The following is a 22,662-nucleotide window of genomic DNA, read 5'->3' on the forward strand; positions in this document are numbered from 1 at the left end:
ACGAACCGCTGGCCACCTGGCTCCCCGGCCAGGTGTATAGCGGCCGCTAACGGCATGGCGCGGAGTGCCCCGCGCCATGCCACCGGCCCGGGACACGGCGCCCACTGTCGCAAAACAGTGGACGACAGCGCCCGCCATCCCTCGATGGCGGGCGCTGTCGTTGGGGCACAAAAACATTGACCCAGGTCATAAAAATCTTTTTGCGTATCATTACCATTTGCATGGGAATGCTTTTTTGCTATCGTGCCGATAGACCGAGACTGGCCGAGGGGAAGCAGCCGCCAGAGAGTGGCACACCCGTTCACCCCTTCAAGGAACCCTACCCGATGCGCAAGACGTTTATCGCAGCGACCACCCTCACCGCCACCATGCTCGCCGCCCCGCTGGCCTCTGCCGCCAGCCTGACGCTCTACTCGGGTCGTGGCGAGTCCATGGTCGAGCCGATCATCGCTCAATTCGAGAAGGACACGGGCATCAGCGTGCAGGTGCGCTACGGCGATACCGCCCAGCTGGCCGTGCTGCTCCAGGAAGAAGGCGACCGCTCGCCTGCCGACCTCTACTGGGGCCAAGACGCCGGGGCCATGGGCGCCATCAGCCAGGCCGGTCTGCTCGCCGAACTCCCCGGCGATATCTACGAAGGCCTGCCGACCATCTACACCAGCGAGACCGGCAACTGGGTGGCCGCCAGCGGCCGCGCCCGCGTGGTTGCCTACTCTCCCGAGCGGGTCAGCGAGGACGAGATTCCCGCCAGCGTCTTCGACCTCGTCGACGAGCGCTATGAAGGCCGCGTCGGCTGGGCGCCCACCAACGGCTCCTTCCAGTCCTTTCTGACCGCCATGCGTCTCGAGCACGGCGAGGAGCGTACCCGCGAGTGGCTGGAAGGCATGCGCGCCAACGACGCCATCACCTTCCGCAATAACACCACCCAGGTGCAAGGCATCGCCGATGGCGAGATCGATTTCGGCCTGGTCAACAACTACTACCTGCCGCGCTTCCTGGCCAGCGACAGCGACTTCCCGGTGGCCCAGGCGTTCTTCGCCGATGGCGACATCGGCAACCTGGTCAACGTCGCCGGCATCGCCGTGCTGGCAAGCAGCGACAACCAGGAGGCCGCCGTCGAGTTTGTGCGCTTCCTGCTCTCGCCGGCCGCCCAGCAGTACTTTACCGGCAACGTCTATGAATACCCGGTGACCCGCGATGTCATCCAGAACCCGGTTCTCGAGGACTTCGACCGCCTGCTGGAGGTCAGCCCGCAGATCGACCTGGATGAGCTCGAAGATCTCGAGGGCACCCTGAACCTGCTGCGCGATGTCGGGCTGCTGTAACCCGCCCGCATCGACAGCCGAGCGCCGCCTGCCCCGCAGGCGGCTTCAGTCATTCTGCGAGGCACGATGACCCCGACCGACAGCACCGCCCGACGCCTGACCACCCCTCGCCTGCCCCGGCTGCTGCCCAGGCGGGTGCCGCTGCATATCCTGCTGCCCTCGCTGCTGGTCGCCGCCGTCATGCTGGTGCCGCTGGTCTACCTGGGGCTAAGGGCCTTCGAGGCCGACGGCGCCACCCTGGCCAACCTGGTCTTCCGTCCTCGCAACCTGCAGCTGCTGTTCAACACCCTGGGACTCGCCCTGGGCGTGGTGGTGCTCACCACCCTGATGGCCTTCCCGCTGGCCTGGCTGGTGACCCGCACCGATATTCGCTTCAAGCGGGCGCTGACCATCATGGGCGTCATCCCACTGGCGGTGCCCGGCTACGTCATGGCCTACGCGCTGATCGGCCTGGGCGGCAACTACGGCGTGCTGGCCCAGCTCACCGGCATCCAGCTGCCGCGCATTCAGGGCTATGTGGGCGCCACCCTGGCACTGTCGCTCTACACCTTTCCCTACCTGTTTCTCAACCTGCGCACCGCCCTGACCGGGCTCGACGGCAACCTGGAGGAGAGCGCCCGCAGCCTGGGCTACTCCCAGGGCGAGATCCTGCGCCGGGTGATCCTGCCGCACCTGATGCCGGCGCTGATGGCCGGCTGGCTGGTGATCACCCTCTATGTGCTGGGCGATTTCGGCGCCGTGGCGCTGATGCGCTACGAGGCCTTCAGCTACGCCATCTATACCCAGTACTCCGGCGCCTTCGATCGCGTCTATGCCGCCTGGCTGGCGATCATGCTGCTGGCCGTGGCCGCCAGCTTCGTGATGCTCGACAGCCTGGTGCTCAAGCGCAAGCTGGCCCGGGTCGGTACCGGGGTGGCACGGCCGCTACGGCCCACACCGCTGGGTCGCGCCCGCTTCCTGGCCTGGCCCTATCTGGTGGTGCTGTTCGGTGTCTCCATCGGCCTGCCGGTGATGATCCTCGGCTACTGGCTGCTGCTCTCGCCACCCGACCTGAGCTTCTTCGCCCGGGTGCCCGGCACCTTCCTGCGCTCGGCGGGCGCCGCCCTGCCGGCGGCCCTGCTGGCGGCGGCCTTCGCCCTGCCGCTGGCCTATCTGACGGTGCGCTACCGCTCGCCCTTCTCCACCCTGGTCGAGCGGACGGCCTATATCGGCTATGCTCTGCCGCCGCTGGCCCTGGCCCTGGCCATGGTGTTCTTCTCGCTGCGCACCGCGCCGTTTCTCTACCAGACCCTGGCGCTGCTGATCATCACCTGGGCCATGGCCTCGCTGGCGCTGGCCCTGGGGCCGATCCGCAACGCCCTGCTGCAGACCCGCCCCAGCATGGAGCAGGCCGCCCACTCCCTGGGCCATGGTCCCGTGAGCACCTTTATCCACGTGATCTTCCCGCGCCTGCGCCGCGGCATCCTGGCCGGCGTGGTGCTGGTCTTCGTGCTGTGCATGAAGGAGCTGCCGATCACCTTCCTGCTGGCGCCCACCGGCTATACCACCCTGGCCGTGACCGTCTTTACCCGTACCTCGGAAGGCATGCTGGCCGAAGCGGCCCCATTCGCCGCGGCCATCGTGGTGTTCTCCAGCCTGTCCGTGGGCCTGCTGCTCACCAAGGAGGGCAAATGATGACCAACCTCCATATCAACGCCGCCCCCAAGGGCGCCGCGATTCGCCTTGCCGACCCGCTGCTGTCGGTGAGCGGTCTAAACAAGCGCTACCGCGACGGCGACCCCCTGGCGGTGGAGGACGTCAGCTTCTCGCTGGGCAACGGGGAAATTCTCGCCCTGCTGGGCCCCAGCGGCTGCGGCAAGTCCACCACCCTGCGCATGATCGCCGGCTTCGAGGCCCCGGACCTCGGCGATGTCTACCTGCGCGGCGAGCGCGTGACCCAGTTGGCGCCCCAGCAGCGCCGCATCGGCATCGTCTTCCAGGACTACGCGCTCTTCCCGCACATGAACCTGGCGCAGAACGTGGCCTTCGCCATGCGCCATGTGCCCAAGGCCAAACGCCCCGCCAAGGCGCGCGAATGGCTCGACCTGGTGGGCCTCGCCGACCTCTCTGCACGCATGCCCGACGAGCTCTCCGGCGGCCAGCAGCAGCGTGTGGCCCTGGCCAGGACGCTGGCCGCCGAGCCCGAGTTGGTGCTGCTCGACGAGCCCTTCTCCAACCTCGACGCGGCGCTGCGCGAATCGACCCGCAAGGAGGTGCGCCGGCTGTTCAAGGCTGCCGGCACCTCGGTGATCCTGGTCACCCACGACCAGGCGGAGGCGCTCTCCTTCGCCGACCAGGTCGGCGTCATGCACTCGGGTCAGCTACTGCAGGTCGACCGCCCCGAGCGCATCTACCAGACCCCGGCCACCGCCTTCGTCGCCGAATTCCTCGGCCATACCAACCTGCTCGAGGGCGAGGCCGACGGCGAGATCGCCCAGACCCCGCTCGGCCCGGTGGCCATCAATCACAGCCGCCAGGGCCCGGTGCAGCTTTCGCTGCGCCCCGAGCACCTGGCGCTGTCGGCGGCCCCGGACGACCACGGCGCCACCATCGTCGAGCGCGAGTTCCGCGGCCACGACTGCTTCTACCTGCTGGAGCACCGGGGCCAGCGCTTCTGCGCCATCACCCCCAGCCATACCCTGTGGAAGGTCGGCGAGCAGGTACGGCTCGAGCCCCAACGCACCGCCACGGTGTTAAGGGACTAAGCGCTGCGCGCAGGAGCGAGGAGCGAGGAGCGAGGCACAAGGGGATTCCGTCGACCTCGCCCCTTGTATCTCGGCCCTCGTCCCTGGCCCTAGTGGGCCTCGTCCCAATTGGCCCCACTCTCCGCCTCGACGATCAGCGGCACGCTGAGCTCGGCGGCATCCTGCATGCGCGCCTTCACCTGCTCGATGAAGGCCTCCACCTGGGTCTCGGCTACCTCGAAGACCAGCTCGTCGTGGACCTGCATGACCATCCAGGCGTCCATCTCGCTGCCCTGCAGCCAGGCGTCGACCTCGATCATGGCGCGCTTGATGATGTCCGCCGCGGTGCCCTGCATGGGCGCGTTGATGGCGGTGCGCTCGGCCCCCTGGCGGCGGGCGCGGTTCTGGGAGTGGATCTCCGGCAGGTAGAGACGCCGGCCGAACACTGTCTCGACGAAGCCGTCCTCGGCCGCCTGGGCGCGGATGCGTTCCATGTAGCGCGCCACGCCCGGGTAGCGGTCGAAGTAGCGGTCGATGTAGGTCTGGGCCTGGTTTCGCTCGATATGCAGCTGCCGGGAGAGGCCCCAGGCGCTCATGCCGTAGATCAGCCCGAAGTTGATCGCCTTGGCGCTGCGCCGCTGATCGGCGGAGACCTTCTCCAGCGCTACCCCGAACACCTCCGCCGCGGTGGCCGCATGGATGTCGCACCCCTCGGCGAAGGCCTCGAGCAGCCCCTTGTCCTCGGAGAGGTGGGCCATGATACGCAACTCGATCTGGGAGTAGTCGGCGGCGACGATGCGGTAGCCCGGCCGGGCGATGAAGGCCTGGCGGATCTTCCGACCCTCCGCGGTGCGAATCGGAATGTTCTGCAGGTTGGGGTCGCTTGAGGAGAGTCGCCCGGTCGCGGTAACCGCCTGGTGGTAGCTGGTATGCAGCCGCCCGGTGGCCTTGTTGACCAGCCGCGGCAGCTTGTCGGTATAGGTGGACTTCAGCTTGGCAAGCCCGCGGTGCTCCATGATCACCTTGGGCAGCGGGTAGTCCAGCGCCAGCTCCTCGAGCACGGCCTCGGCGGTGGAAGGCGCCCCCTTGGGGGTCTTCTTGATCACCGGGATCTTCTGCTCCTCGAACAGAATCTGGCCGAGCTGCTTGGGCGAGCCGAGATTGAACTCGCGGCCGGCGAGCTCGTGGGCGCGGCTCTCCAGCTCGCGGATGCGGGTGTCGAGCTCGCGGCTCTGGGCGTGCAGCCGCTCCGGGGCCAGCGCCACCCCGGTACGCTCCATGCGCGACAGCACCGGCACCAGCGGCAGCTCGATCTCATTGAGCACCGCGGCCAGGCGTCCCTGATCGGCCAGCCGTGGGCGCAGCAGTGCATGCAGTCGCAGGGTGATGTCCACGTCCTCACAGGCGTAGGGGGCGGCCTGCTCCAGGGCGATCTGGTTGAAGGTCAGCTGCTTGGCGCCCTTGCCGGCGATCTCCTCGAAGGAGGTGGTTTTCTCCCCCAGGTACTTCAGCGCCAGCGAATCCATGTCATGGCGGGTCGCGGTGGAATCGAGCACATAGGACTCGAGCATGGTGTCCTCGAGCCTTCCCGCCACCTGAATCCGGTAGTTGGCCAGCACCGAGATATCGTACTTGAGGTTCTGGCCGACCTTGGACTTGTCGGCGTCCTCCCACAGCGGCTTGAGCGCGGCCAGCACGGCATCGCGGTCGAGCTGTGCCGGGGCGTCCAGGTAGTCGTGGGCCAGCGGGATATAGGCTGCCTCGCCCGGCTCCAGGGCAAGCCCCACGCCGACGACCTGCGCTTCCATGTAGTCGAGGCTGGTGGTCTCCAGGTCGAAACAGAAGGTGTCGCTCGCCTTCAGCCGCTCTAGCCAGGCGTCCAGCTCGGCCTGCTCGAGCACGACGTGATCCTGCCGCGCGGCGCTGCCCGACGCACTGCCCGCGGCATCGGCCGGCGGCGGCGTGCCGCCGCTCACGTCATCCACGCCTTCATCCCTGCCCTCGAGCAGCTCGGAGAGCCAGGCCTTGAACTCCAGCTCGCCATAGAGCTCGACCAGGGCCTCGCGGTCGGGGTGAGCGATCTCCAGGTCATCGAGCCCCACCGGCAGCTCGCAGTCGGTCTTGATGGTCGCCAACTGGTAGGAGAGAAACGCCTGGTCGCGGTGCGCCTCGAGCTTCTTGGGCAGGGTCTTGGCGCCGCGGAAGTCCAGCGTCTTGACCTTGTCGAGGTCGGCATAGATGGTGTCCAGCCCACCGTCGATGCCCTGCAGCAGGCCCATGGCGGTCTTCTCGCCGACCCCGGGGACGCCGGGGATGTTGTCGACCTTGTCGCCCATCAGCGCCAGGAAGTCGATGATCCGCGCGGGCGGCAAGCCGAACTTCTCCTTCACGCCGTCAACGTCCAGGGTCTCGTCCTTCATGGTGTTGACCAGGGTGATATGGGCATTGACCAGCTGAGCCATGTCCTTGTCCCCGGTGGAAATCACCGCGTCGCGACCGGCCTCGGTGGCGCGGCGCGCCAGGGTGCCGATGACGTCGTCGGCCTCCACGCCCTCGATGCACAGCAGTGGCAGCCCCAGCGCCCTGACGCAGGCGTGCAGCGGCTCGATCTGGCTGCGCAGATCGTCGGGCATCGGCGGGCGATGGGCCTTGTATGCCTCGAACAGCTCATCACGAAAGGTCTTGCCGGGGGCATCGAAGACCACCGCCATGGGGCTGTCAGGGTAGTCCTTGATCAGCCGCTTGAGCATGTTGAGCACCCCCTTGACGGCGCCGGTGGGCTGGCCCTTCGAGGTGGTCAGCGGCGGCAGGGCGTGGAAGGCGCGGTAGAGATAGGACGAACCGTCGACGAGAACGATGGGCGTGTCGGCCATGTATCGGCATCCATAGAGGCGAGGGGAAAACTGATCAGGGTCACCCATGATACGCATTGCGCGAGGCATTTGCCGCGGGCGGTGGGCCATAGCGTTCCAACGTCTTACACTGAGCGTATTCCCCGCGGCAACATCGATCGCCGCAACGCGGCTTCGGAGGTCACCATGAACACCCATCATCGCGTGCTGGTCACTCTGGTGCTGACTCTCGGGCTGGGCATGGCGGCCGGTTCTCCTGCCCTGGCCCAGCCCCTCGACGAGGACGAGATCGAGCCCCATATCGTCATCCGCGAGGAGGAGGACCGCACCATTCGCGAGTACCGCGTGGCCGGCCAGCTCTATGCCATCGAGATCCAGCCGTCGTTAGGTCCCAGCTACTTCCTGGTGGATCATGACGGCGACGGCAACTTCGAGCGCCAGCAGGGCGATCGCATCGCCGTGCCGCAATGGGTGCTGCTCTCCCGGTAGGCCCTCGTGGCGAGCGCGCCGACAGCGACCGCTCGTCACGTCCTCCGCGGACGTGCATCGCCGTGCCAAGTCGCTACAATAGTCGCCTTGGCAACCTGGGCGAGAGACACATGGCCGTATTCACACCGCTTAGCGACGCACAGGTCGCAGAGTTCCTCAGTCGTTTCGACGTTGGCTCGCTGGTCTCCCTCGAGGGTGTTCCCAGCGGCACCGAGAACTCCACCTTCTTCGTCACCACCGACCGCCGCCAGCTGGTGCTGACCCTGTTCGAACAGGGCGAGCACGAGGAGCTGCCGTTCTTCGTCGACCTGCTCGACTACCTGGACGAGCATCGCCTGCCGGTGCCGGGGCCGGTGCATGACCGCGACGGTATCGCCCTGCACAGCCTCGCCGGCAAGCCCGCGCTGCTGTTCCCGCGCCTGCCCGGCCGCCACCCACTGAGCCCCAACCTGGAGCAGTGCCGAGTGCTGGGGGATACCCTCGGGCACTTCCATGTGGTCTCGCGGCACTTCCCGGGGCACCGCCCCAATCCCCGCGACCTCAACTGGCTGACGGCCATGCACCACAAGGTGCTGGTCTACCTGTCGCCGGAAGACCAGGCGCTGATGAAGGATGAGGTGGAGATCTACCAGGGGGTGCTCGGCGACGCCCCGGAGCTCCCCCAGGGCGCCCTGCACGGTGATCTGTTCCGCGACAACACCCTCTTCGAGGGCGACCGGCTGGGCGGCATCATCGACTTCTACAATGGCTGCACCGGCGATCTGCTATTCGACCTGGCCATCGTCATCAACGACTGGGCCACCGAACCCGACGGCCGCCTCAACCGGGAGCGCCACGACGCCATCCTCGGCACCTATCTGGCCCGGCGCCCGATGACCCCGGCCGAGCGCGAGGCCTGGCCGACGATGCTGCGCATGACCGCGCTGCGCTACTGGCTGTCCCGGCTGCTGGTGGTCTACGTCGACCCGCCCGCCCACGACCTCACCCCCCATGACCCGGAGCAGTTCCGCACCATCCTGCGGGCCCGCCTCGAGCATGGCGCCCTCCCCCTTCCCGAGACAGGCTAATGAGCATGGCGAGTACAGGCGGACCGGCGCAGCGTGCCCGGCGCATCTGGAACATCGATCAGTGGGGCAGCGGCTATTTCGACGTCGACGACACCGGCCATGCCCTGGTGCGCCCGCTGGGCAGCGAGACGGCAGGCCCCGCGCTGCCGCTGGACGAGCTGGTGGACGAACTGCGCAGGGCGGGACTGCGCCTGCCGGTACTGGTGCGTTTCACCGACATCCTCCACGACCGGGTCGAGCAGCTCTGCATCGCCTTCGACACCGCCATGGCGGAAGAGAACTTCGAGGGCGGCTATACCGCGGTCTATCCGATCAAGGTCAACCAGCAGCGCCGGGTGGTGGAGGAGATCCTCGGCACCCAGGAGCGCGGCCGCGGCCGGGTCGGCCTCGAGGCCGGCAGCAAGCCGGAGCTGCTCGCCGTGCTGGCGCTCTCCGGCGACGGCTCCTCGCTGATCGTCTGCAACGGCTACAAGGACCGCGAGTATGTGCGCCTGGCGCTGATGGGCGAGAAGCTCGGCCACCGGGTATACCTGGTGGTGGAGAAGCTCTCCGAACTGCCGCTGATCCTCGAGGAGGCCGAACGCCTCGGCGTCACGCCCCGCATCGGCGTGCGCGCCCGGCTCGCCTCGGTGGGACGCGGGCGCTGGCAGAACACCGGCGGCGAGAAGTCCAAGTTCGGCCTTACCGCCAGCCAGATCCTGCTGGTGGTCCAGCAACTGCGCGAGGCCGACGCCCTGGCCAGCCTGCAACTGGTGCATTTCCACCTGGGCTCGCAGATCGCCAACATCCGTGACATCCAGCGCGGCCTGCGCGAGTGTGCACGCTTCTACCAGAGCCTGGTCTCGCTGGGCGCGCCCGTGGACACCGTGGACGTGGGTGGGGGCCTTGGCATCGACTACGAGGGCACCCGCTCACGCAGCTTCTGCTCCGCCAACTACTCGATGCTCGAATACGCCCGCAACGTGGTCTATGCCTTCCGCCAGGCGTGCCAGGAGTTCGAGCTACCGCCACCGCACCTGATCAGCGAGTCGGGTCGCGCCCTGACCGCCCATCATGCGGTGTTGATCACCAACGTGATCGGCGACGAGCGGGTCAGCGAACAGGCGCCTGAGCGACGGGTCGAGGACGACCCCCAGGTCGATGAGCTGTGGCGCGTTCACGACCTGCTCCACGAGATGCACGAACCGCGCGGGCTGGTGGAAGCCTGGCACGACCTGGTGCACGCCATGGGCGAGCTGCACGAGCGCTTCGTGATCGGCATGGCCGACATCAATGCTCGGGCCGAGGGTGAGGGTGTCTACTTCGCCGCCTGCGCGCGTCTGCGCAAGCGGCTCGATACCCGCAACCGCGTCCACCGGGAGATCGCCGACGAGCTGGCCGAGAAACTCGCCGACAAGCTGTTCGTCAACTTCTCGCTGTTCCAGTCAGTGCCCGATGTCTGGGGCATCCAGCAGATCTTCCCGGTGCTGCCGCTCTCCGGACTCAACCGCGAACCCGAACGGCGCGGCGTGATCCAGGACATCACCTGCGACAGCGACGGACGCATCGACGGCTACGTAGACGGCCAGGGCGTGGAGACCACCCTGCCGCTGCCGGAGTGGCAGGAAGGCGAAGAGAAGTTGCTGGGTTTTTTCCTGGTCGGCGCCTACCAGGAGATCCTCGGCGACCTGCACAACCTATTCGGCGATACCGATTCGGCGGACGCCGCCCTGGACGACAACGGCAACTGGGCGATCAGCCAGATCCAGCAGGGCGACCGGGTGTCGGACGTGCTCGGCTACGTCAACTTCAACGCCGAGGTGCTGCGCCGCCACCTCGCCGACCAGCTTGCCAGCAGCGGTCTCAGCAAGGCCGAGCAGCAGTGCTTCCTCGACGACCTCTCGGCGGGGCTGGAAGGCTACACCTACCTGGAGTAGCCGACGCCTCACCAAGCGCCGTACACGCAAACGCCCCGCCTTGACGGGGCGTTTGCTTGGCTGTCGCAAGCCTTACTCGATGACGCTGGCGGTGGCCTCGAGGCCGCCGGTGAGCGTCATGCGCAGCCTGGCACCGCGGGGCAGCTCGCCCACGCCGGACGGCGTGCCGGTGAGCACCACGTCGCCGGGCTGCAGCGTGAAGTGGCGACTCATCTCGGCCACCAGGGTCGGCACCGGAAACAGCATGTCCGAGCCCTCTCCGCGCTGGCGCAACTCGCCGTTGATCTCCAGCTCGAAGCTCAGGGCATTCCAGTTGGGTACCCGGCTGAGCGGCAAGAAAGGGGAAAGCGGACAGGCACCGTCGAAGGCCTTGGCCACTTCCCAGGGGTGCCCCTTCTCCTTGAGCCGGGTCTGGACATCGCGCAGGGTCAAGTCCAGCCCCAGCCCAATACCGACGATCGCCCGCTCGGCCTCGTCAGTGGTGGCGTGTGTCAGCTCCTCGCCGATCAGCAGCGCCAGCTCGATCTCGTAGTGCACCTCGCCCTGGGAGAAGGGCGCGTCGAGCGGCGCGTCCAGCGAGACCGCACTGGTGGACGGCTTGATGAACAGCAGCGGCTCGCTGGGCACCGGGTTGTCCAGCTCCTGGGCATGGTCTGCATAGTTGCGGCCGATGCAGACGATTTTGCCGAGCGCATGGGGAAATTCCTGGCCATCGGTAAAACGTGGGACAAAGCGCATGGCGGGTCTTCTCCTTCTCGTTAGCGTGCCGCTCTTCAACGACAAGCGTAACAGTCTACCGCACGCGGCGCCCCGTGCCACACTCCCCGAAGGCTGGGACTGATTGTCTCAGCCATCCGGGGACCAGGTATCATCCGGGCCGTGGGCCAGGAAGCGCGGCCGCCGACGCGGCGCGGCGAAGGGCGCCACGCAGCCGTTGTCGCGCCGGTTGTAGACGAAGAACACATTGCTGCGCGGGTCAGGCGACATATTGGCGTTGGAGCCATGCATGACATTGCAGTCGAATAGCAACAGGCCCCCGGCGGCGCCGGTCGGCGCCTCGATGCCGTAGCGCTCCACCAGCATGGACAGCGCCTCGCGACTCGGTACACCGAGTTCCTGGCGCTTCAGCGACTGCCGGTGGTTGTCCTCGGGCGTCTCGCCAAGACAGGGCACGAACACCCGATGGGAGCCGGGCATCAGCATCAGCGGCCCATTGAAGGCGTGGTTGTCGGTCAGCACGATGGAGGCGCTGACCGCGTGCATGGCCGGCATGCCATCCTCGGCGTGCCAGGTCTCGAAGTCCGAGTGCCAGTTGAAGCCCTTGCCCTCGAAGCCCGGCTTGTAGTTGATGCGCGACTGGTGCACGTAGGGTTCGCCGCCGAGGATCTGGCGGGCCCGGCCGAGCAGGCGCTCGTCGCGGGCCAGCCTGGCGAAACGCTGGGACAGGAAGTGCACGGCAAACAGCGAGCGAATCTCGCGACTCTCCGGCTCGGTGATGCTGAAATCGCGGCCCCGATACGCCTCGCATCCCAGCAGGTCCTGCAGCTCGCGACGCAGTTCGTCAAGCTCCTCACCAACGATGAAGTTGGGCTCGAACAGAAAGCCCTTGCGCTCGAACTCATCGAGCTTGGCCTGGCTCAGGGGGCCCTCATCGGCACGCCCCTTGACCACCGCCTCACGACGATTTAGCCATGGCATGTCCAGCGCCTCGCCCAGGCGGGTGGGATAGGGGTCCTGCCCGGCTCGCGGCGCGCCCTTCACCCGGCTGAGCGCCGTGGGCGCCCCGGCAGTGGTGGCGAAATCGGCTTGCTTGAGCTTGGGGTTGGACGATGTCTGCACTGACATCCAATCACCTCCTGTGTTTCCGTGATCAGCTTCAGTTAGGCCCGTACCAACGGCAAGACAGCCGCGGGCGACCCCCAGGAAAGGAGCCGCGCTCATTCATGTAGTGTCGGGCCAGGCCACTTTCAAGGCCGCACACGCCGGCAAGGCAATGGCTGATGATTCTCCAGGCAGCCGGCCGACAGCAAAACAGCGGCACATAACGCGCGAGGCGCTCCTGATCGAGGCCAATGAGCGGCTTGTGGAAGGGAGGGCGCCGACACAGTCGGCATACGAAAAAACCGCCCTAAAAAGGCGGTTTTTAATATGCTGCAGCTCGTGATGATCCCGATGTTTTAATGGTGCCGGCACCAGGAGTCGAACCCGGGACCTACTGATTACAAGTCAGTTGCTCTACCAACTGAGCTATGCCGGCTCGGGACCGACTCAAGCGAGATGCAGAATCGGAAACAGGGTTGGCGTGGCTGGGGTACCAGGATTCGAACCTGGGAATGCCGATACCAAAAACCGGTGCCTTACCACTTGGCTATACCCCAGCAGTGTGGTGGCCAGAGACGGAATCGAACCGCCGACACGGGGATTTTCAATCCCCTGCTCTACCAACTGAGCTATCTGGCCGCTGCCAACGGTGCGTATTAAACAAGATCCCGCCGCCGCCGTCAACCCCTTTCTTATCATGAAGATGGGGAGGTGCGAGGAAGCCCCCCTCGGCTCACTGTTCGGGCGGTACATAGCCCTCGGCCTGGTCGGTCTCGCGATTGTCCAGGAAGCGCTCCATCTGGTCGGTGAGATACTCCCGGGCGGCGGGGTCGAGCATGTTGAGGTGCTTCTCGTTGATCAGGCGGGTCTGCAGCGCCTGCCACTCCTCCCAGGCCCGCTTCGACACGCTGGCCTGGAGATCACGCCCCTTTTTTCCGGGCAAGGGCGGAAACGGCAGGGCCTCGAGCTCCTGCTGGTACTTGCGACAGAAGACGGTCTGGCTCATGGGATTCTCCTGGTGATGGCTGTCGAGTGGTCAAGGATCTGGCGCGGTGAGGGTAAAGGTGGCGAGCGAGGTCAGCAACGACTTCACCGGTGCCGCCAGGCCCAGGCTGTCGGGGTTATCGGGATCGTACCAGCGCCGCGCCTCGCCCACCGAGTCGAGGCGGCGGACCCTGGCCGGCTGCGGCGTGATCTCGAGCCGGAAGTGGCTGAACACATGGGTAAAGGGGGACCAACTGGGGGCCAGCGTGCTGCACGGGGCGTGCTGGTCCAGCCAGGCCCGGAGCGCCGCTTGATCGTCGAACTGCGGCAGACTCCAGAGCCCGCCCCACAGGCCGCTGGCGGGCCGTCGCTCCAGCAGCACGCGCCCTTCTGCATCCTGGAGCAGCAGCATGCGGGTAGTGCGGGTGGGCAGGGCCTTCTTCGGCCTGGACTCGGGAAAGCGGCGCTGCTCGCCTCGTGCATGGGCCACGCAGACATCGTCGAAGGGGCAGCTTGCGCAGTCGGGCGTGCCGCGACGGCACAGGATGGCGCCGAAGTCCATCATCGCCTGGGTGTAGTCGGCGAGCCGCTCATGGGGCGTGTAGTGCTCGGCCAGGGCCCACAGGCGGCGCGCCACCGCCGGCCGCCCCGGCCAGCCCTCCACCGCGTGCAGGCGGGCCAGGCTGCGCTTGACATTACCGTCGAGAATCACCGCGCGTCGGCCGCTGCTCTGAGCCACGATGGCCCCGGCGGTGGAGCGCCCGATGCCGGGCAGTTCGGATAGCGCCTCGACGTCGAGCGGCAACTCGCCGGCGTGGTGCGCGACGATCTCCCGAGCCGCCTTGTGCAGGTTGCGGCCGCGGGCGTAGTAGCCAAGCCCCGTCCACAGGTGCAGCACCTCGTCCTGCTCGGCGGCCGCCAGGGCGGCAACGTCGGGAAAGCGCGCGATAAAGCGCGTGAAGTAGGGGATCACCGTGGCGACCTGGGTCTGCTGCAGCATGATCTCCGATACCCAGACCCGGTAGGGCGAGCGGTCATGCTGCCAGGGCAGGTCATGGCGGCCGTGGCGGTCATGCCAGGCCAGCAGCCGGCGCTGGAAGGCCTCCGGGGGCAGTACGGGCGCGGGGGCTTGCGTCATCGTCGATCCTTGTCGGGCGCGCTCACGCCGCAAGCGGCAAAAAAAGCGCCGACACGGGGCCGGCGCAGGGACTGACTTGCTTGATGCTCAATTAAACAGACCACGCAGGGCGTCGCGAAGTTCCTGGCCGGCGCCCTCCCCGAGTCGCTCGTCAAGCTGTTCCAGGGGACGCTCCAGGCGCCGCTCGATCTCATCCCGCCCGCGCTGCTCAGCCTCATCGCGCAGCAGCTCGACCAGGCTGGCCTGGAAGGCCTCGCGATCGAAGCGGCACCACTCGCGGCTATCGCCCAGGTAGCTGCCGGAGCAGCGCACCGGCAGCGGCACCCGCTCCAGGCGCGGATTGACGCGACAGGCCGCATCGGCGCTATCCACGAAACGCGCCGCGGCGCGCAGATCGAAGCGCTCGGTGACCAGGTCCAGTTCCCCCTCGCCGCCCAGCTCGATGCCGGGCAGGGTGAGCAGGATATCGTCGCTGCGGGCGACGCCGCCGTTGATCCGCACGCTGGCCTCGGCGCGGTCGAAGCGGGTGTCGGGACTCCATTCACGGGTCGTCTCGCGCCCCTCGAGGGCGGCGACGGTGGTGCACAGCTCCTCGGAGATGTTGACGTTGAGCACCGCCCCTTCGTCGATATGCCCGTTCAGTCGGCCATCCAGGTTGCGCCGCAGCTGCGGCCCACTATTGCCGCGCGACTCCAGCTGGCCATCGACCGTAAGCCGGCCGCGCATCGGGGCCGGCTCCTCGCTGCGGGCCAGCGCCTGGGTCAGCGGCTCCAGGCGAACCCGCGAGAGGGTCGGAGCAAGCTGCCAGCGTATCGGCTCCCGAGTCAGGTCCAGCTCGCCACTGGCGTCCAGCTCACCGCCATAAAGCCGCGACCTGAACCCCTCCAGCCGGTGGCGACCGTTGTCACCGGCCAGGGCCAGTTCGACCTCGGTGAAGTCCAGGCCCATCAGCCGCAGCTGCCCCAGCGCGAGGCTACCGTTCAGGCGCAGCGCCGACAGCCACTCGGCAGGCACCAGCGGTGCCGGGTCATCGGCATGCGCCCGACCGATCGCAAAAAAGCCGCCCCGCGAGGCCGTATCAGGGCCACCCTCGGGTGGCGGCAAGTAGGCATCCAGGTCCAGGCGATCGCCCTGCAGGTCGACGCTCAGATCATCGCCCGCGAAGCCCATGGCCAGGCGGCCGGTGAAAGTGCTGTCATCCAGCACCAGAGTCAGGCTGGAGAGCTCGAGCCGGCTCAGGTCGCCGCGCACCGGGCTGGTCAGGGCCACGTCGGAGAGCGCGTCCGAGTCGGCGGTGACGGGCAGCCGGCCCAGGCGCGTGAGCCAGGGGCGCAGCGACAGCGGCGCCAGGCTGAGGTGGCCGCTATAGGTGGGCGCTGCATCGAGCCCGGCCAGATTGAGATTGCCGCTCAGGCGCAGGTCATCCGGGCCGCTGAGCTGCAGCTTGCGCAGCTGGGCGGTGTGCTCGGCCAGGTCGGCGTCGAGCACGAAGGCCAGCGACAGCGCCACCGCCTGCTCGCCCAGCTCCGGGTGCTGGAGGCTGGCCTCCAGCTTGCCATCCTCAAGCCGCATGCGCCGCTCGGAGAGCTCCAGCAGCAGCTCCCGGCCGCTGAGGTTCAGCGTCTGGCGGCCCTCCACCTCGTCGAGCCGGGTGGTCGTGTTCAGCTTTGGCCCCTCGAGCCGATAGCGCCGCTCGGCCAGGTCGAGATGCACTCGGCTTTCCAGCGAGACCTCGCTGGAAAGCCCCGGTGGGCGCTCCAGCTCCCGCCAGTCCAGGGCGCCGTAGGAGGCCACGCGAAAGGAGGTCCTGAGCGGAAAGGCGCGGGCCGGGTTGACGTTGGTCCCGGACAGGTTGAGCCCTTCCAGCAGCCATTCGCGCTCCTCACCGAGGTCGCGCAACAGTACCTCGCCGTTGCGCACCTGGACGCTGGCGATATTCAACGCCACCGCCAGGTTGCCGCCGCCGGGGAAGCTCGGGCTGGGGCCGGCAGTGGCCGGCGCCAGCACCGACTCGGCCCCCTCGCGACGCTCGTCCAGGCGCTGGAGCAGCGGCTCCCAGTTGCCGCGCCCCTCGGCGTCGCGCTCCAGGCGCAGCTGCATGCCGTCCAGGGTCAAGCCTTCGATGGCGATCTCGCGGCGCAGCAGGGGCGCGAAGGCGAGGCTGACCTCGGCCCGCTCGAAGGCCAGGAAGGGAGCCTCATCCTCCTGCTCCGGCAGCCGGCTCTCCACGCTCTCCACGCTGACCCCCAGCCGCGGGTAGAACGACCAGGCCAGCGGCCCCTCCATGGTCAGCTCGAGCCCGCTATGCTCTTCGACCACCTCGATGAGGCGCGGCTTGAAGTCTTCGGGATCGAGGAAGGTCGTGACATACACCACCGCGGCGACCACCACGACGCCGAGGACACCGATGGCCGCCAGCAGGGTTTGAAAGAGTCGCTTCATGGCATCTCTTCTCCCTGCCCCTGCAGCGGTGGGTCGAGCTCGAAAAAGTCGCCGGTGTCATGCAGCCGGTAGCCGAGACGACTGAGCAGCATCTGGTCGGGCATCGGCAGTTGGGAGGCCGGCACCCGCAGCTGGCGTCCCCGGTCGCGGGCCGAACGACTGATCAGCGCCAGCAGGCGCGAACCGACGCCTCGCCGGCGGGTAGGCTTGCGCACGCACATCTGCGACAGCCACCAGGCGTCGCGGTCGGAGCGCACCGCCACCGCGCCGAGTAGCCGATCGTTGAACCGGGCACAGCCGAAGAAGTGCCCGTCGGCGAGGTGATCGCGAATGAAGTCATCCACCGCAGCGGGGAGGCGCTCGGCTGGCGCATCGGCATAGATCCGCTGCAGATCGAGCCGTGCCTGGGCGTCTTCGGACCAGGCGGCGTGATCGACAAGGTGTAGCGTTACCGGCATGGTAGGTCTCCGGGTCGGGCGGCGAGGCGCCGCCACTGTGATGGGCGCATTGTAGCGGATGGGGGCGCCGATTCACTATAATGGACGATCTACGGCGGCAAGCGCTGCGGCTTGCCCGCCCGGCAGCCGAACGGCAACCGCCCGACCGGAGCTTCCGGGCCACCCCCTGAACACGCGCCGGCACCGCAGAGACGCGTCAGCGCAGGAGAGAGTCCCACCATGTCCGAGCGTATCGCCACGGTCAGCCGTGACACCCAGGAAACCCAGATCACGGTGTCCGTGAACCTGGACGGCGAAGGCCGACTGACCTGCGAGACCGGCGTTCCCTTCCTCGACCACATGCTCGACCAGGTGGCCCGCCACGGCCTTGTCGATCTCGACATCAAGGCGGTGGGCGACCTGCACATCGACGACCACCACACCGTCGAGGATCTCGGCATCACCCTGGGCCAGGCCTTCGCCCGCGCCATCGGCGACAAGCGCGGCATCCGCCGCTACGGCCATGCCTATGTGCCGCTGGACGAAGCGCTCTCACGGGTGGTGATCGACTTCTCCGGCCGCCCGGGGCTGTTCATGGAGGTCGATTTCACCCGCGCCGCCATCGGCCGCCTGGACACCCAGCTGTTCTGGGAGTTCTTCCAGGGCTTCGTCAATCACGCCGGCGTTACCCTGCATATCGACAACCTGAAGGGGTTCAACGCTCACCATCAGGCGGAAACCATCTTCAAGGCCTTCGGTCGCGCGCTGCGCATGGCCGTGGAACCCGACCCGCGCATGGCCGGCCAGATGCCGTCCACCAAGGGCTGCCTGTAGGACCGCGACCGACACCAGAGGAGCACTCATGACCATTGCCGTCATCGACTACGGAATGGGCAATCTGCATTCGGTTGCCAAAGCCCTTGAACACGTGACCCACGAACATGTGACGATTACGCGCGACCCGCGCCGCATCCAGGGCGCCACCCGCCTGGTACTCCCCGGCCAGGGGGCCATCCGCGACTGCATGGGTGAGCTCGAGAAGACCGAGCTGCGCGGCCTGGTCGAGGAGTTGCTGGCCAGCCAGGCCAAGCCGCTGCTGGGCATCTGCGTGGGCCAGCAGATGCTGCTCGAGCACAGCGAGGAGAACGGCGGCATCCACTGTCTGGGCTTTCTGCCCGGCGAAGTGAAGCGCTTCCCCACCGACATGCGCGACGACCACGGCCAGCGCCTGAAGGTCCCGCACATGGGCTGGAACCTGGTGCATCAGCACCGTGAGCATCCGCTGTGGAAGGGCATCGATCAGGACGAGCACTTCTATTTCGTGCACAGCTACTATGCGCAGGCCAGCGACGATGACACGGTGTTCGGTACCACCGACTATGGCCGCATCAGCGCCCATGTGGCGGTAGGCCGCGACGCCACCTTCGCCGTGCAGTTCCACCCGGAGAAGAGCTCCCGGGCCGGCCTCACCCTGCTGGAAAACTTCGTGCGTTGGGACCCCTGAGCGGCGCCCTCCCTCGACCAGGTGGCCGCCGCCACATTCGACTCTTGCACCGGGCGCCCGCTGCCATGCCGCTGACGACAGGCGCCCGCTGCTGCGCCACCAACGACAGGCGCCCGCTGCCGCGCCGCTAACGACAGGCGCCCGAAGACGCGCCGCAAGGAGCTGGACATGCTGGTAATTCCCGCTATCGATCTCAAGGACGGCCAGTGCGTGCGCCTGAAGCAAGGCCGCATGGACGACGCCACCACCTACGGCGACGATCCCGTGGCCATGGCCGCGCGCTGGGTTGAGGCCGGCGCCCGCCGGCTGCACCTGGTCGACCTCAACGGCGCCTTCGAGGGCCGGCCGGTCAACGGTGAGGCGGTGACCGCCATCGCCAGACGCTTTCCGGATCTACCGATTCAGATCGGCGGCGGCATCCGCTCGGCCGAGACCATCGAGCACTACCTGGCCGCCGGGGTCTCCTGGGTGATCATCGGCACCCAGGCGGTCAAGCAGCCGGCGTTCGTCGGCGAAATGTGTCGCGCCTTCCCGGACCACGTGATCGTCGGGCTCGATGCCCGCGACGGCTATGTCGCCACCGACGGCTGGGCCGAGGTGTCCGAGGTCAAGGCGGTGGATCTCGCCAAGCGCTTCGCCGACGACGGGGTATCGAGCATCGTCTACACCGATATCGCCCGGGACGGCATGATGAACGGCGTCAACGTCGAGGCCACCGCGGCACTTGCCCGCGACGGCGGCCTGCCGGTGATCGCCTCGGGCGGGGTGACCAACCTCGACGACCTGCGCGCCCTGGTGGCCGCCGGCGAGCCCGGCATCCTCGGCGCCATCACCGGGCGCGCCATCTACGAAGGCAGTCTCGACGTGGCCGAAGGCCAGCGTCTCTGCGACCAGCTCACCAGCCAAGCGGGGAACTGACCATGCCACTGGCCAAGCGCATCATCCCCTGCCTCGACGTCGACGCCGGCCGCGTGGTCAAGGGCGTCAACTTCATCGGCATTCGTGACGCCGGCGACCCGGTGGAGATCGCCCAGCGCTACAACCAGCAGGGCGCCGATGAGATCACCTTCCTCGACATCACGGCGAGCCACGAGGACCGCGACACCACGGTGGAGATGGTCGAGCGCATCGCCGGCGAGGTGTTCATCCCGCTGACCGTGGGCGGCGGCATCCGCTCCTGCGACGACATTCGCACCATGCTCAACGCCGGTGCCGACAAGGTGTCGATCAACACCGCCGCGGTGAATAATCCCGAGTTCGTGCGCGAGGCCGCTGAGCGCTTCGGCAGCCAGTGCATCGTGGTGGCCATCGATGCCAAGCGGGTGTCGAAGGAGGACGAGGCGCCACGCTGGGAGATCTTCACCCACGGCGGGCGTCGCCCCACCGGGCTGGACGCCGTGGAGTGGGCGAAGAAGATGGTCGCATACGGCGCCGGCGAGCTGCTGCTCACCAGCATGGACCGTGACGGCACCAAGATCGGCTTCGATCTGGGGGTGACCCGCGCCATCAGCGAGGCGGTCAGCGTGCCGGTGATCGCCTCCGGCGGCGTCGGCAATCTCGACCACTTGGTGGAAGGCGTGCGGGAAGGCGGCGCCGACGCGGTGCTGGCCGCCAGCATCTTCCACTTCGGCGAATACACCATTCCCGAGGCCAAGCGCTATATGGCCGAACGAGGCATCGAGATGCGACTCTAAGGGGAGTATGTCCTTCAGGAGCGTCATCGTGACACCTTCAGGGAAGACGGCCCGCCGCGGCCTGGCCGGACTACTGCTGTGCCTGCTGCTGCCGGTCACCGCGGCGGCCGGCAGCCACTCCCCGTCCTGGCCACCCAAGCTGGAACTCAACCATGTGCTGGTGCAGACCAGCCTCTTTACCACCCACTTCAGCCCGCGGGACGAGCACAACAATCATCAGAATCTGATCAGCGTCGAGCTCAACAACCCCGACCGCTGGCTGGCCGGGGCGGCCTGGTTCAAGAACTCCCACGACCAGCCCACCTGGTACTGGTATGTCGGCCGCAAGTTCCCCTTCTGGGAGCCGGCCGAGAATCTGAGCTTTCGGACCAAGCTGACCGCCGGCGCCCTGCGCGGCTACAAGGGCGAACACCGGGACAGCATCCCTTTCAACCGCTACGGCATCGCCCCCGCCATCCTGCCCAGCGTCGGCGTTCGCTGGGAGCGCTTCGAGGCCGACCTGATCGTATTCGGTACTGCCGGCGCCATGGTCACCGGCGGCGTGCGATTCTGAGCGACCTCACTCCAGCGACAGCCCCAGGTTGCTGACCCCCTCGTTGCGCCCCAGCCGACGCAGCACCTTGAGGGACTCCCGGTCGAGCCGGCCCTCAACCGCCTCCAACACGGCGTCCTGGAAGTCGTTCTCTTCCGCCATCAGCGGATGCTGCTTGATCAGCTCGGACAGGCGGCGGGGATCCTCTTCGCCCTCGGTGAGCTCGATGAAGGCGCGCACCCCGCCCTTGGAGGTGCGGCTCACCTCCAGCACCGCCTCGGGGGCCTCGCCGCGCAGGGTATCGAGCAGCGCCGACAGCGCCACCACGGCTTCCAGGGCGCGCCGGGCGCCGAAGCTGTCATCGTCCGCGGGCGGCTCCAGCTCGGCGAGCTTCTCCGCCTGACGGTCGAAGTCGATGCTGGCCTCCTTAACTGACAGCCGCTCCCACACCAGGTCGAGGATCGCCCTGAGACCTGCCGGGTTGACGTGACCGCCGCTCTCACCCTGGAGCGCCTGATGGTAAAAGACATAGTTGGGCAACAGCCGCTCGCACAGCGCAGCCATGAAGGCCTGCTGGCGTCGCGGGTCGAGCGTGAGGAGGCGCTGATGAAAGCCGCTCATGGAGTCTCCTGGCAGTTTGTCTGTCTCATGGGCACGGCCACCCTTTTCACGGCCACAGGCAGTGCGGCGAAACGCGGCCGCGATCGTCGAAGCGCACTCCTTCGGCCATCAGCCGCTGGCGCTGCTCGGGCGCGCCGGGGTGGTCGGCCAGCCGGCGCGAGGCGGTAATCACCCGGAACCAGGGCAGGTCGTGTCCGGCGGGCAGCTCGCGCAGGGCGCGGGCCACCAGCCGCGGCGTGCCGCCCTCGGTCATCGCCGCGATGCGGCCGTAGGTGGTCACACGCCCCGGGGGTATCTGCGCCAGGATGGTCAATATCTGTTCGCGCAGCCGCGCCTTCATGTACCCTTTCGCTCCCTGACTGACACGGGCGCCCTCCGGCGCCGCACTCTCATTCTCCACCCGGCGAGGCTTGCATGCACGTTCACCTGCTTCAACACAGCGACTTCCAGGGGCCGGGCCGCATCGCCGACTGGCTGACCAGTATGGGGCACAGCCATACGGTGTTTCACCTGCATGCCGGTGAAGCCCCGCCCAGCCTCGCCGACTGCGATGCCCTGATCGTGCTCGACGGCCCACCGGGCAGCGAAGACGAGGCCGAACTCCCCTGGCTGAAGCGCGAGCGCAAGCTGATCGGCCGGGCACTGGACGGCAACAAGCCGCTGCTCGGCATCGGCCTTGGCGCCCGGCTGATCGCCGAGGCCCTCGGCGCGGCCGTGGGACGCGGCAGTTTCACCGAGGTGGGCTGGCACGAAGTGACGCGCTCAGCGCAGAGCCCCTTCGACCTGCCCGAGCGCTTCACGGCCTTCATGTGGCATCAGCGGGTCTTCGCCCTGCCCGACGACGCCCTGCCGCTGGGCGGCAGCCAGGCCAGCCCGGTGCAGGGATTCGCCTGGGACGGCGGCCGCGCGCTGGGCCTGCTGTGTCACCTGGAGGTGACCCGAGCCGGCGTGGCCGAGCTGCTCGACAGCGCCGAGCCGCCGCAGGGCGATGCCGCAGGCCCCAACGTTCAGCCCCGTGAAGCGATCCTCGCGGAGGGGGCGCGCTTCGACCGCCTGGCGCCGCTGCTCGACCGCCTGCTCAGCCAGTGGCTGAGCACGGCCCGAGCCTGAGCCCCCT

21 protein-coding genes and 3 tRNA genes are annotated in these 22,662 nt (G+C 67.7%); 12 read left to right on the plus strand and 12 right to left on the minus strand.

Translation table 11 applies throughout. The features are described from left to right. Nucleotides 1–326: 326 nt before the first annotated feature. The 3 genes from HOP52_RS18800 (at nucleotide 327) to HOP52_RS18810 (ending at nucleotide 4,069) form a co-directional block, all read left to right on the plus strand. Nucleotides 327–1,325 carry an iron ABC transporter substrate-binding protein gene (locus tag HOP52_RS18800; protein ID WP_238979072.1) on the plus strand — a complete coding sequence of 333 codons (999 nt, stop codon included), beginning with the start codon at nucleotides 327–329 and terminating at the stop codon, nucleotides 1,323–1,325. Between the two features lie 66 nt (nucleotides 1,326–1,391). Further along, nucleotides 1,392–2,999, plus strand: coding sequence for an ABC transporter permease (locus HOP52_RS18805; RefSeq protein WP_238979073.1), 1,608 nt, complete (start codon nucleotides 1,392–1,394; stop codon nucleotides 2,997–2,999). Beyond that, nucleotides 2,996–4,069, plus strand: a complete 1,074-nt coding sequence (locus HOP52_RS18810; protein ID WP_238979074.1) for an ABC transporter ATP-binding protein — start codon at nucleotides 2,996–2,998, stop codon at nucleotides 4,067–4,069. Before HOP52_RS18805 ends, HOP52_RS18810 begins: the two co-directional genes overlap by 4 nt. An 89-nt stretch (nucleotides 4,070–4,158) precedes the next feature. On the opposite strand, the gene polA is transcribed toward HOP52_RS18810, so the two are convergent. Next, complete coding sequence (polA, locus tag HOP52_RS18815) at nucleotides 4,159–6,921, minus strand: DNA polymerase I (RefSeq protein ID WP_238979075.1); 2,763 nt, start codon at nucleotides 6,919–6,921, stop codon at nucleotides 4,159–4,161. A 165-nt stretch (nucleotides 6,922–7,086) separates the two neighbouring features. Between polA and HOP52_RS18820 the strand changes: the two genes are divergently transcribed. The 3 genes from HOP52_RS18820 to speA all read left to right on the plus strand — a co-directional run bounded on the left by HOP52_RS18820 (nucleotide 7,087) and on the right by speA (nucleotide 10,372). Next, entirely contained in the window at nucleotides 7,087–7,389 is a 303-nt protein-coding gene (locus tag HOP52_RS18820) for a DUF2782 domain-containing protein (RefSeq protein WP_238979076.1), read from the plus strand. A 110-nt stretch (nucleotides 7,390–7,499) separates the two neighbouring features. Then, the gene (locus tag HOP52_RS18825) at nucleotides 7,500–8,456 is read left to right on the plus strand and encodes a homoserine kinase (protein ID WP_238979077.1); all 957 of its coding nucleotides are present in this window, start codon (nucleotides 7,500–7,502) and stop codon (nucleotides 8,454–8,456) included. 5 nt (nucleotides 8,457–8,461) lie between these two features. Further along, nucleotides 8,462–10,372 (plus strand): biosynthetic arginine decarboxylase, encoded by a 1,911-nt coding sequence (speA, locus tag HOP52_RS18830; RefSeq protein ID WP_422677728.1) that lies wholly within the window; start codon nucleotides 8,462–8,464, stop codon nucleotides 10,370–10,372. Between the two features lie 72 nt (nucleotides 10,373–10,444). On the opposite strand, the gene HOP52_RS18835 is transcribed toward speA, so the two are convergent. From HOP52_RS18835 to HOP52_RS18875, 9 genes are all read right to left on the minus strand, one after another. Then, nucleotides 10,445–11,110: a fumarylacetoacetate hydrolase family protein gene (locus HOP52_RS18835; RefSeq protein WP_238979079.1), complete on the minus strand. Its 666-nt coding sequence runs from the start codon at nucleotides 11,108–11,110 to the stop codon at nucleotides 10,445–10,447. A 108-nt stretch (nucleotides 11,111–11,218) separates the two neighbouring features. Beyond that, nucleotides 11,219–12,217 carry an ectoine hydroxylase gene (gene thpD / locus HOP52_RS18840; protein ID WP_238979080.1) on the minus strand — a complete coding sequence of 333 codons (999 nt, stop codon included), beginning with the start codon at nucleotides 12,215–12,217 and terminating at the stop codon, nucleotides 11,219–11,221. A gap of 336 nt (nucleotides 12,218–12,553) precedes the next feature. After that, a tRNA-Thr gene (locus tag HOP52_RS18845) sits at nucleotides 12,554–12,629 on the minus strand. A gap of 46 nt (nucleotides 12,630–12,675) precedes the next feature. Continuing rightward, nucleotides 12,676–12,750: transfer RNA gene (locus HOP52_RS18850), tRNA-Gln, on the minus strand. Between the two features lie 6 nt (nucleotides 12,751–12,756). Next, nucleotides 12,757–12,832 (minus strand) — tRNA-Phe (locus HOP52_RS18855). Between the two features lie 94 nt (nucleotides 12,833–12,926). Beyond that, nucleotides 12,927–13,199 carry an oxidative damage protection protein gene (locus HOP52_RS18860; RefSeq protein ID WP_238979081.1) on the minus strand — a complete coding sequence of 91 codons (273 nt, stop codon included), beginning with the start codon at nucleotides 13,197–13,199 and terminating at the stop codon, nucleotides 12,927–12,929. Between the two features lie 30 nt (nucleotides 13,200–13,229). After that, nucleotides 13,230–14,315, minus strand: a complete 1,086-nt coding sequence (gene mutY, locus HOP52_RS18865) for an A/G-specific adenine glycosylase (protein WP_238979082.1) — start codon at nucleotides 14,313–14,315, stop codon at nucleotides 13,230–13,232. Nucleotides 14,316–14,402: 87 nt separating this feature from the next. After that, entirely contained in the window at nucleotides 14,403–16,757 is a 2,355-nt protein-coding gene (locus tag HOP52_RS18870; RefSeq protein WP_238979083.1) for an AsmA family protein, read from the minus strand. After that, nucleotides 16,754–17,215, minus strand: coding sequence for an acetyl-CoA sensor PanZ family protein (locus HOP52_RS18875; protein ID WP_238979084.1), 462 nt, complete (start codon nucleotides 17,213–17,215; stop codon nucleotides 16,754–16,756). The genes HOP52_RS18870 and HOP52_RS18875 overlap by 4 nt, the downstream gene beginning before the upstream one ends. A gap of 219 nt (nucleotides 17,216–17,434) precedes the next feature. Between HOP52_RS18875 and hisB the strand changes: the two genes are divergently transcribed. The 5 genes from hisB (at nucleotide 17,435) to HOP52_RS18900 (ending at nucleotide 20,945) form a co-directional block, all read left to right on the plus strand. Beyond that, on the plus strand, nucleotides 17,435–18,028 hold the full coding sequence (hisB, locus tag HOP52_RS18880) for an imidazoleglycerol-phosphate dehydratase HisB (protein WP_238979085.1): 594 nt from the start codon (nucleotides 17,435–17,437) through the stop codon (nucleotides 18,026–18,028). 28 nt (nucleotides 18,029–18,056) lie between these two features. Then, entirely contained in the window at nucleotides 18,057–18,698 is a 642-nt protein-coding gene (hisH, locus tag HOP52_RS18885) for an imidazole glycerol phosphate synthase subunit HisH (protein ID WP_238979086.1), read from the plus strand. A gap of 168 nt (nucleotides 18,699–18,866) precedes the next feature. After that, nucleotides 18,867–19,616: a 1-(5-phosphoribosyl)-5-[(5-phosphoribosylamino)methylideneamino]imidazole-4-carboxamide isomerase gene (gene hisA, locus HOP52_RS18890; RefSeq protein WP_238979087.1), complete on the plus strand. Its 750-nt coding sequence runs from the start codon at nucleotides 18,867–18,869 to the stop codon at nucleotides 19,614–19,616. Nucleotides 19,617–19,618: 2 nt separating this feature from the next. Beyond that, entirely contained in the window at nucleotides 19,619–20,392 is a 774-nt protein-coding gene (hisF, locus tag HOP52_RS18895) for an imidazole glycerol phosphate synthase subunit HisF (protein ID WP_238979088.1), read from the plus strand. A gap of 28 nt (nucleotides 20,393–20,420) precedes the next feature. Beyond that, nucleotides 20,421–20,945: a hypothetical protein gene (locus HOP52_RS18900; protein ID WP_422677729.1), complete on the plus strand. Its 525-nt coding sequence runs from the start codon at nucleotides 20,421–20,423 to the stop codon at nucleotides 20,943–20,945. Between the two features lie 6 nt (nucleotides 20,946–20,951). On the opposite strand, the gene HOP52_RS18905 is transcribed toward HOP52_RS18900, so the two are convergent. After that, the gene (locus HOP52_RS18905) at nucleotides 20,952–21,545 is read right to left on the minus strand and encodes a YjaG family protein (protein WP_238979089.1); all 594 of its coding nucleotides are present in this window, start codon (nucleotides 21,543–21,545) and stop codon (nucleotides 20,952–20,954) included. Between the two features lie 46 nt (nucleotides 21,546–21,591). Continuing rightward, entirely contained in the window at nucleotides 21,592–21,885 is a 294-nt protein-coding gene (locus HOP52_RS18910; RefSeq protein WP_238979090.1) for an MGMT family protein, read from the minus strand. Between the two features lie 74 nt (nucleotides 21,886–21,959). Here HOP52_RS18910 and HOP52_RS18915 point away from each other — a divergent pair, with 74 nt between their 5' ends. After that, complete coding sequence (locus HOP52_RS18915) at nucleotides 21,960–22,655, plus strand: type 1 glutamine amidotransferase (RefSeq protein ID WP_238979091.1); 696 nt, start codon at nucleotides 21,960–21,962, stop codon at nucleotides 22,653–22,655. The last annotated feature ends 7 nt before the right edge of the window (nucleotides 22,656–22,662 follow it).

Origin of the sequence: Billgrantia campisalis, assembly GCF_022341425.1 — a bacterium.
In the GTDB taxonomy this organism is placed as follows: Bacteria; Pseudomonadota; Gammaproteobacteria; order Pseudomonadales; family Halomonadaceae; genus Halomonas; species Halomonas campisalis.

Bases quoted from the DNA above. Each gene is read 5' to 3' on its own strand.
- HOP52_RS18800 (WP_238979072.1), top strand. From the start codon at position 327: ATGCGCAAGACGTTTATCGCAGCGACCACCCTCACCGCCACCATGCTC.
- HOP52_RS18805 (WP_238979073.1), top strand. From the start codon at position 1,392: ATGACCCCGACCGACAGCACCGCCCGACGCCTGACCACCCCTCGCCTG.
- HOP52_RS18810 (WP_238979074.1), top strand. From the start codon at position 2,996: ATGATGACCAACCTCCATATCAACGCCGCCCCCAAGGGCGCCGCGATT.
- polA (WP_238979075.1), bottom strand. From the start codon at position 6,921: ATGGCCGACACGCCCATCGTTCTCGTCGACGGTTCGTCCTATCTCTAC.
- HOP52_RS18820 (WP_238979076.1), top strand. From the start codon at position 7,087: ATGAACACCCATCATCGCGTGCTGGTCACTCTGGTGCTGACTCTCGGG.
- HOP52_RS18825 (WP_238979077.1), top strand. From the start codon at position 7,500: ATGGCCGTATTCACACCGCTTAGCGACGCACAGGTCGCAGAGTTCCTC.
- speA (WP_422677728.1), top strand. From the start codon at position 8,462: ATGGCGAGTACAGGCGGACCGGCGCAGCGTGCCCGGCGCATCTGGAAC.
- HOP52_RS18835 (WP_238979079.1), bottom strand. From the start codon at position 11,110: ATGCGCTTTGTCCCACGTTTTACCGATGGCCAGGAATTTCCCCATGCG.
- thpD (WP_238979080.1), bottom strand. From the start codon at position 12,217: ATGTCAGTGCAGACATCGTCCAACCCCAAGCTCAAGCAAGCCGATTTC.
- HOP52_RS18860 (WP_238979081.1), bottom strand. From the start codon at position 13,199: ATGAGCCAGACCGTCTTCTGTCGCAAGTACCAGCAGGAGCTCGAGGCC.
- mutY (WP_238979082.1), bottom strand. From the start codon at position 14,315: ATGACGCAAGCCCCCGCGCCCGTACTGCCCCCGGAGGCCTTCCAGCGC.
- HOP52_RS18870 (WP_238979083.1), bottom strand. From the start codon at position 16,757: ATGAAGCGACTCTTTCAAACCCTGCTGGCGGCCATCGGTGTCCTCGGC.
- HOP52_RS18875 (WP_238979084.1), bottom strand. From the start codon at position 17,215: ATGCCGGTAACGCTACACCTTGTCGATCACGCCGCCTGGTCCGAAGAC.
- hisB (WP_238979085.1), top strand. From the start codon at position 17,435: ATGTCCGAGCGTATCGCCACGGTCAGCCGTGACACCCAGGAAACCCAG.
- hisH (WP_238979086.1), top strand. From the start codon at position 18,057: ATGACCATTGCCGTCATCGACTACGGAATGGGCAATCTGCATTCGGTT.
- hisA (WP_238979087.1), top strand. From the start codon at position 18,867: ATGCTGGTAATTCCCGCTATCGATCTCAAGGACGGCCAGTGCGTGCGC.
- hisF (WP_238979088.1), top strand. From the start codon at position 19,619: ATGCCACTGGCCAAGCGCATCATCCCCTGCCTCGACGTCGACGCCGGC.
- HOP52_RS18905 (WP_238979089.1), bottom strand. From the start codon at position 21,545: ATGAGCGGCTTTCATCAGCGCCTCCTCACGCTCGACCCGCGACGCCAG.
- HOP52_RS18910 (WP_238979090.1), bottom strand. From the start codon at position 21,885: ATGAAGGCGCGGCTGCGCGAACAGATATTGACCATCCTGGCGCAGATA.
- HOP52_RS18915 (WP_238979091.1), top strand. From the start codon at position 21,960: ATGCACGTTCACCTGCTTCAACACAGCGACTTCCAGGGGCCGGGCCGC.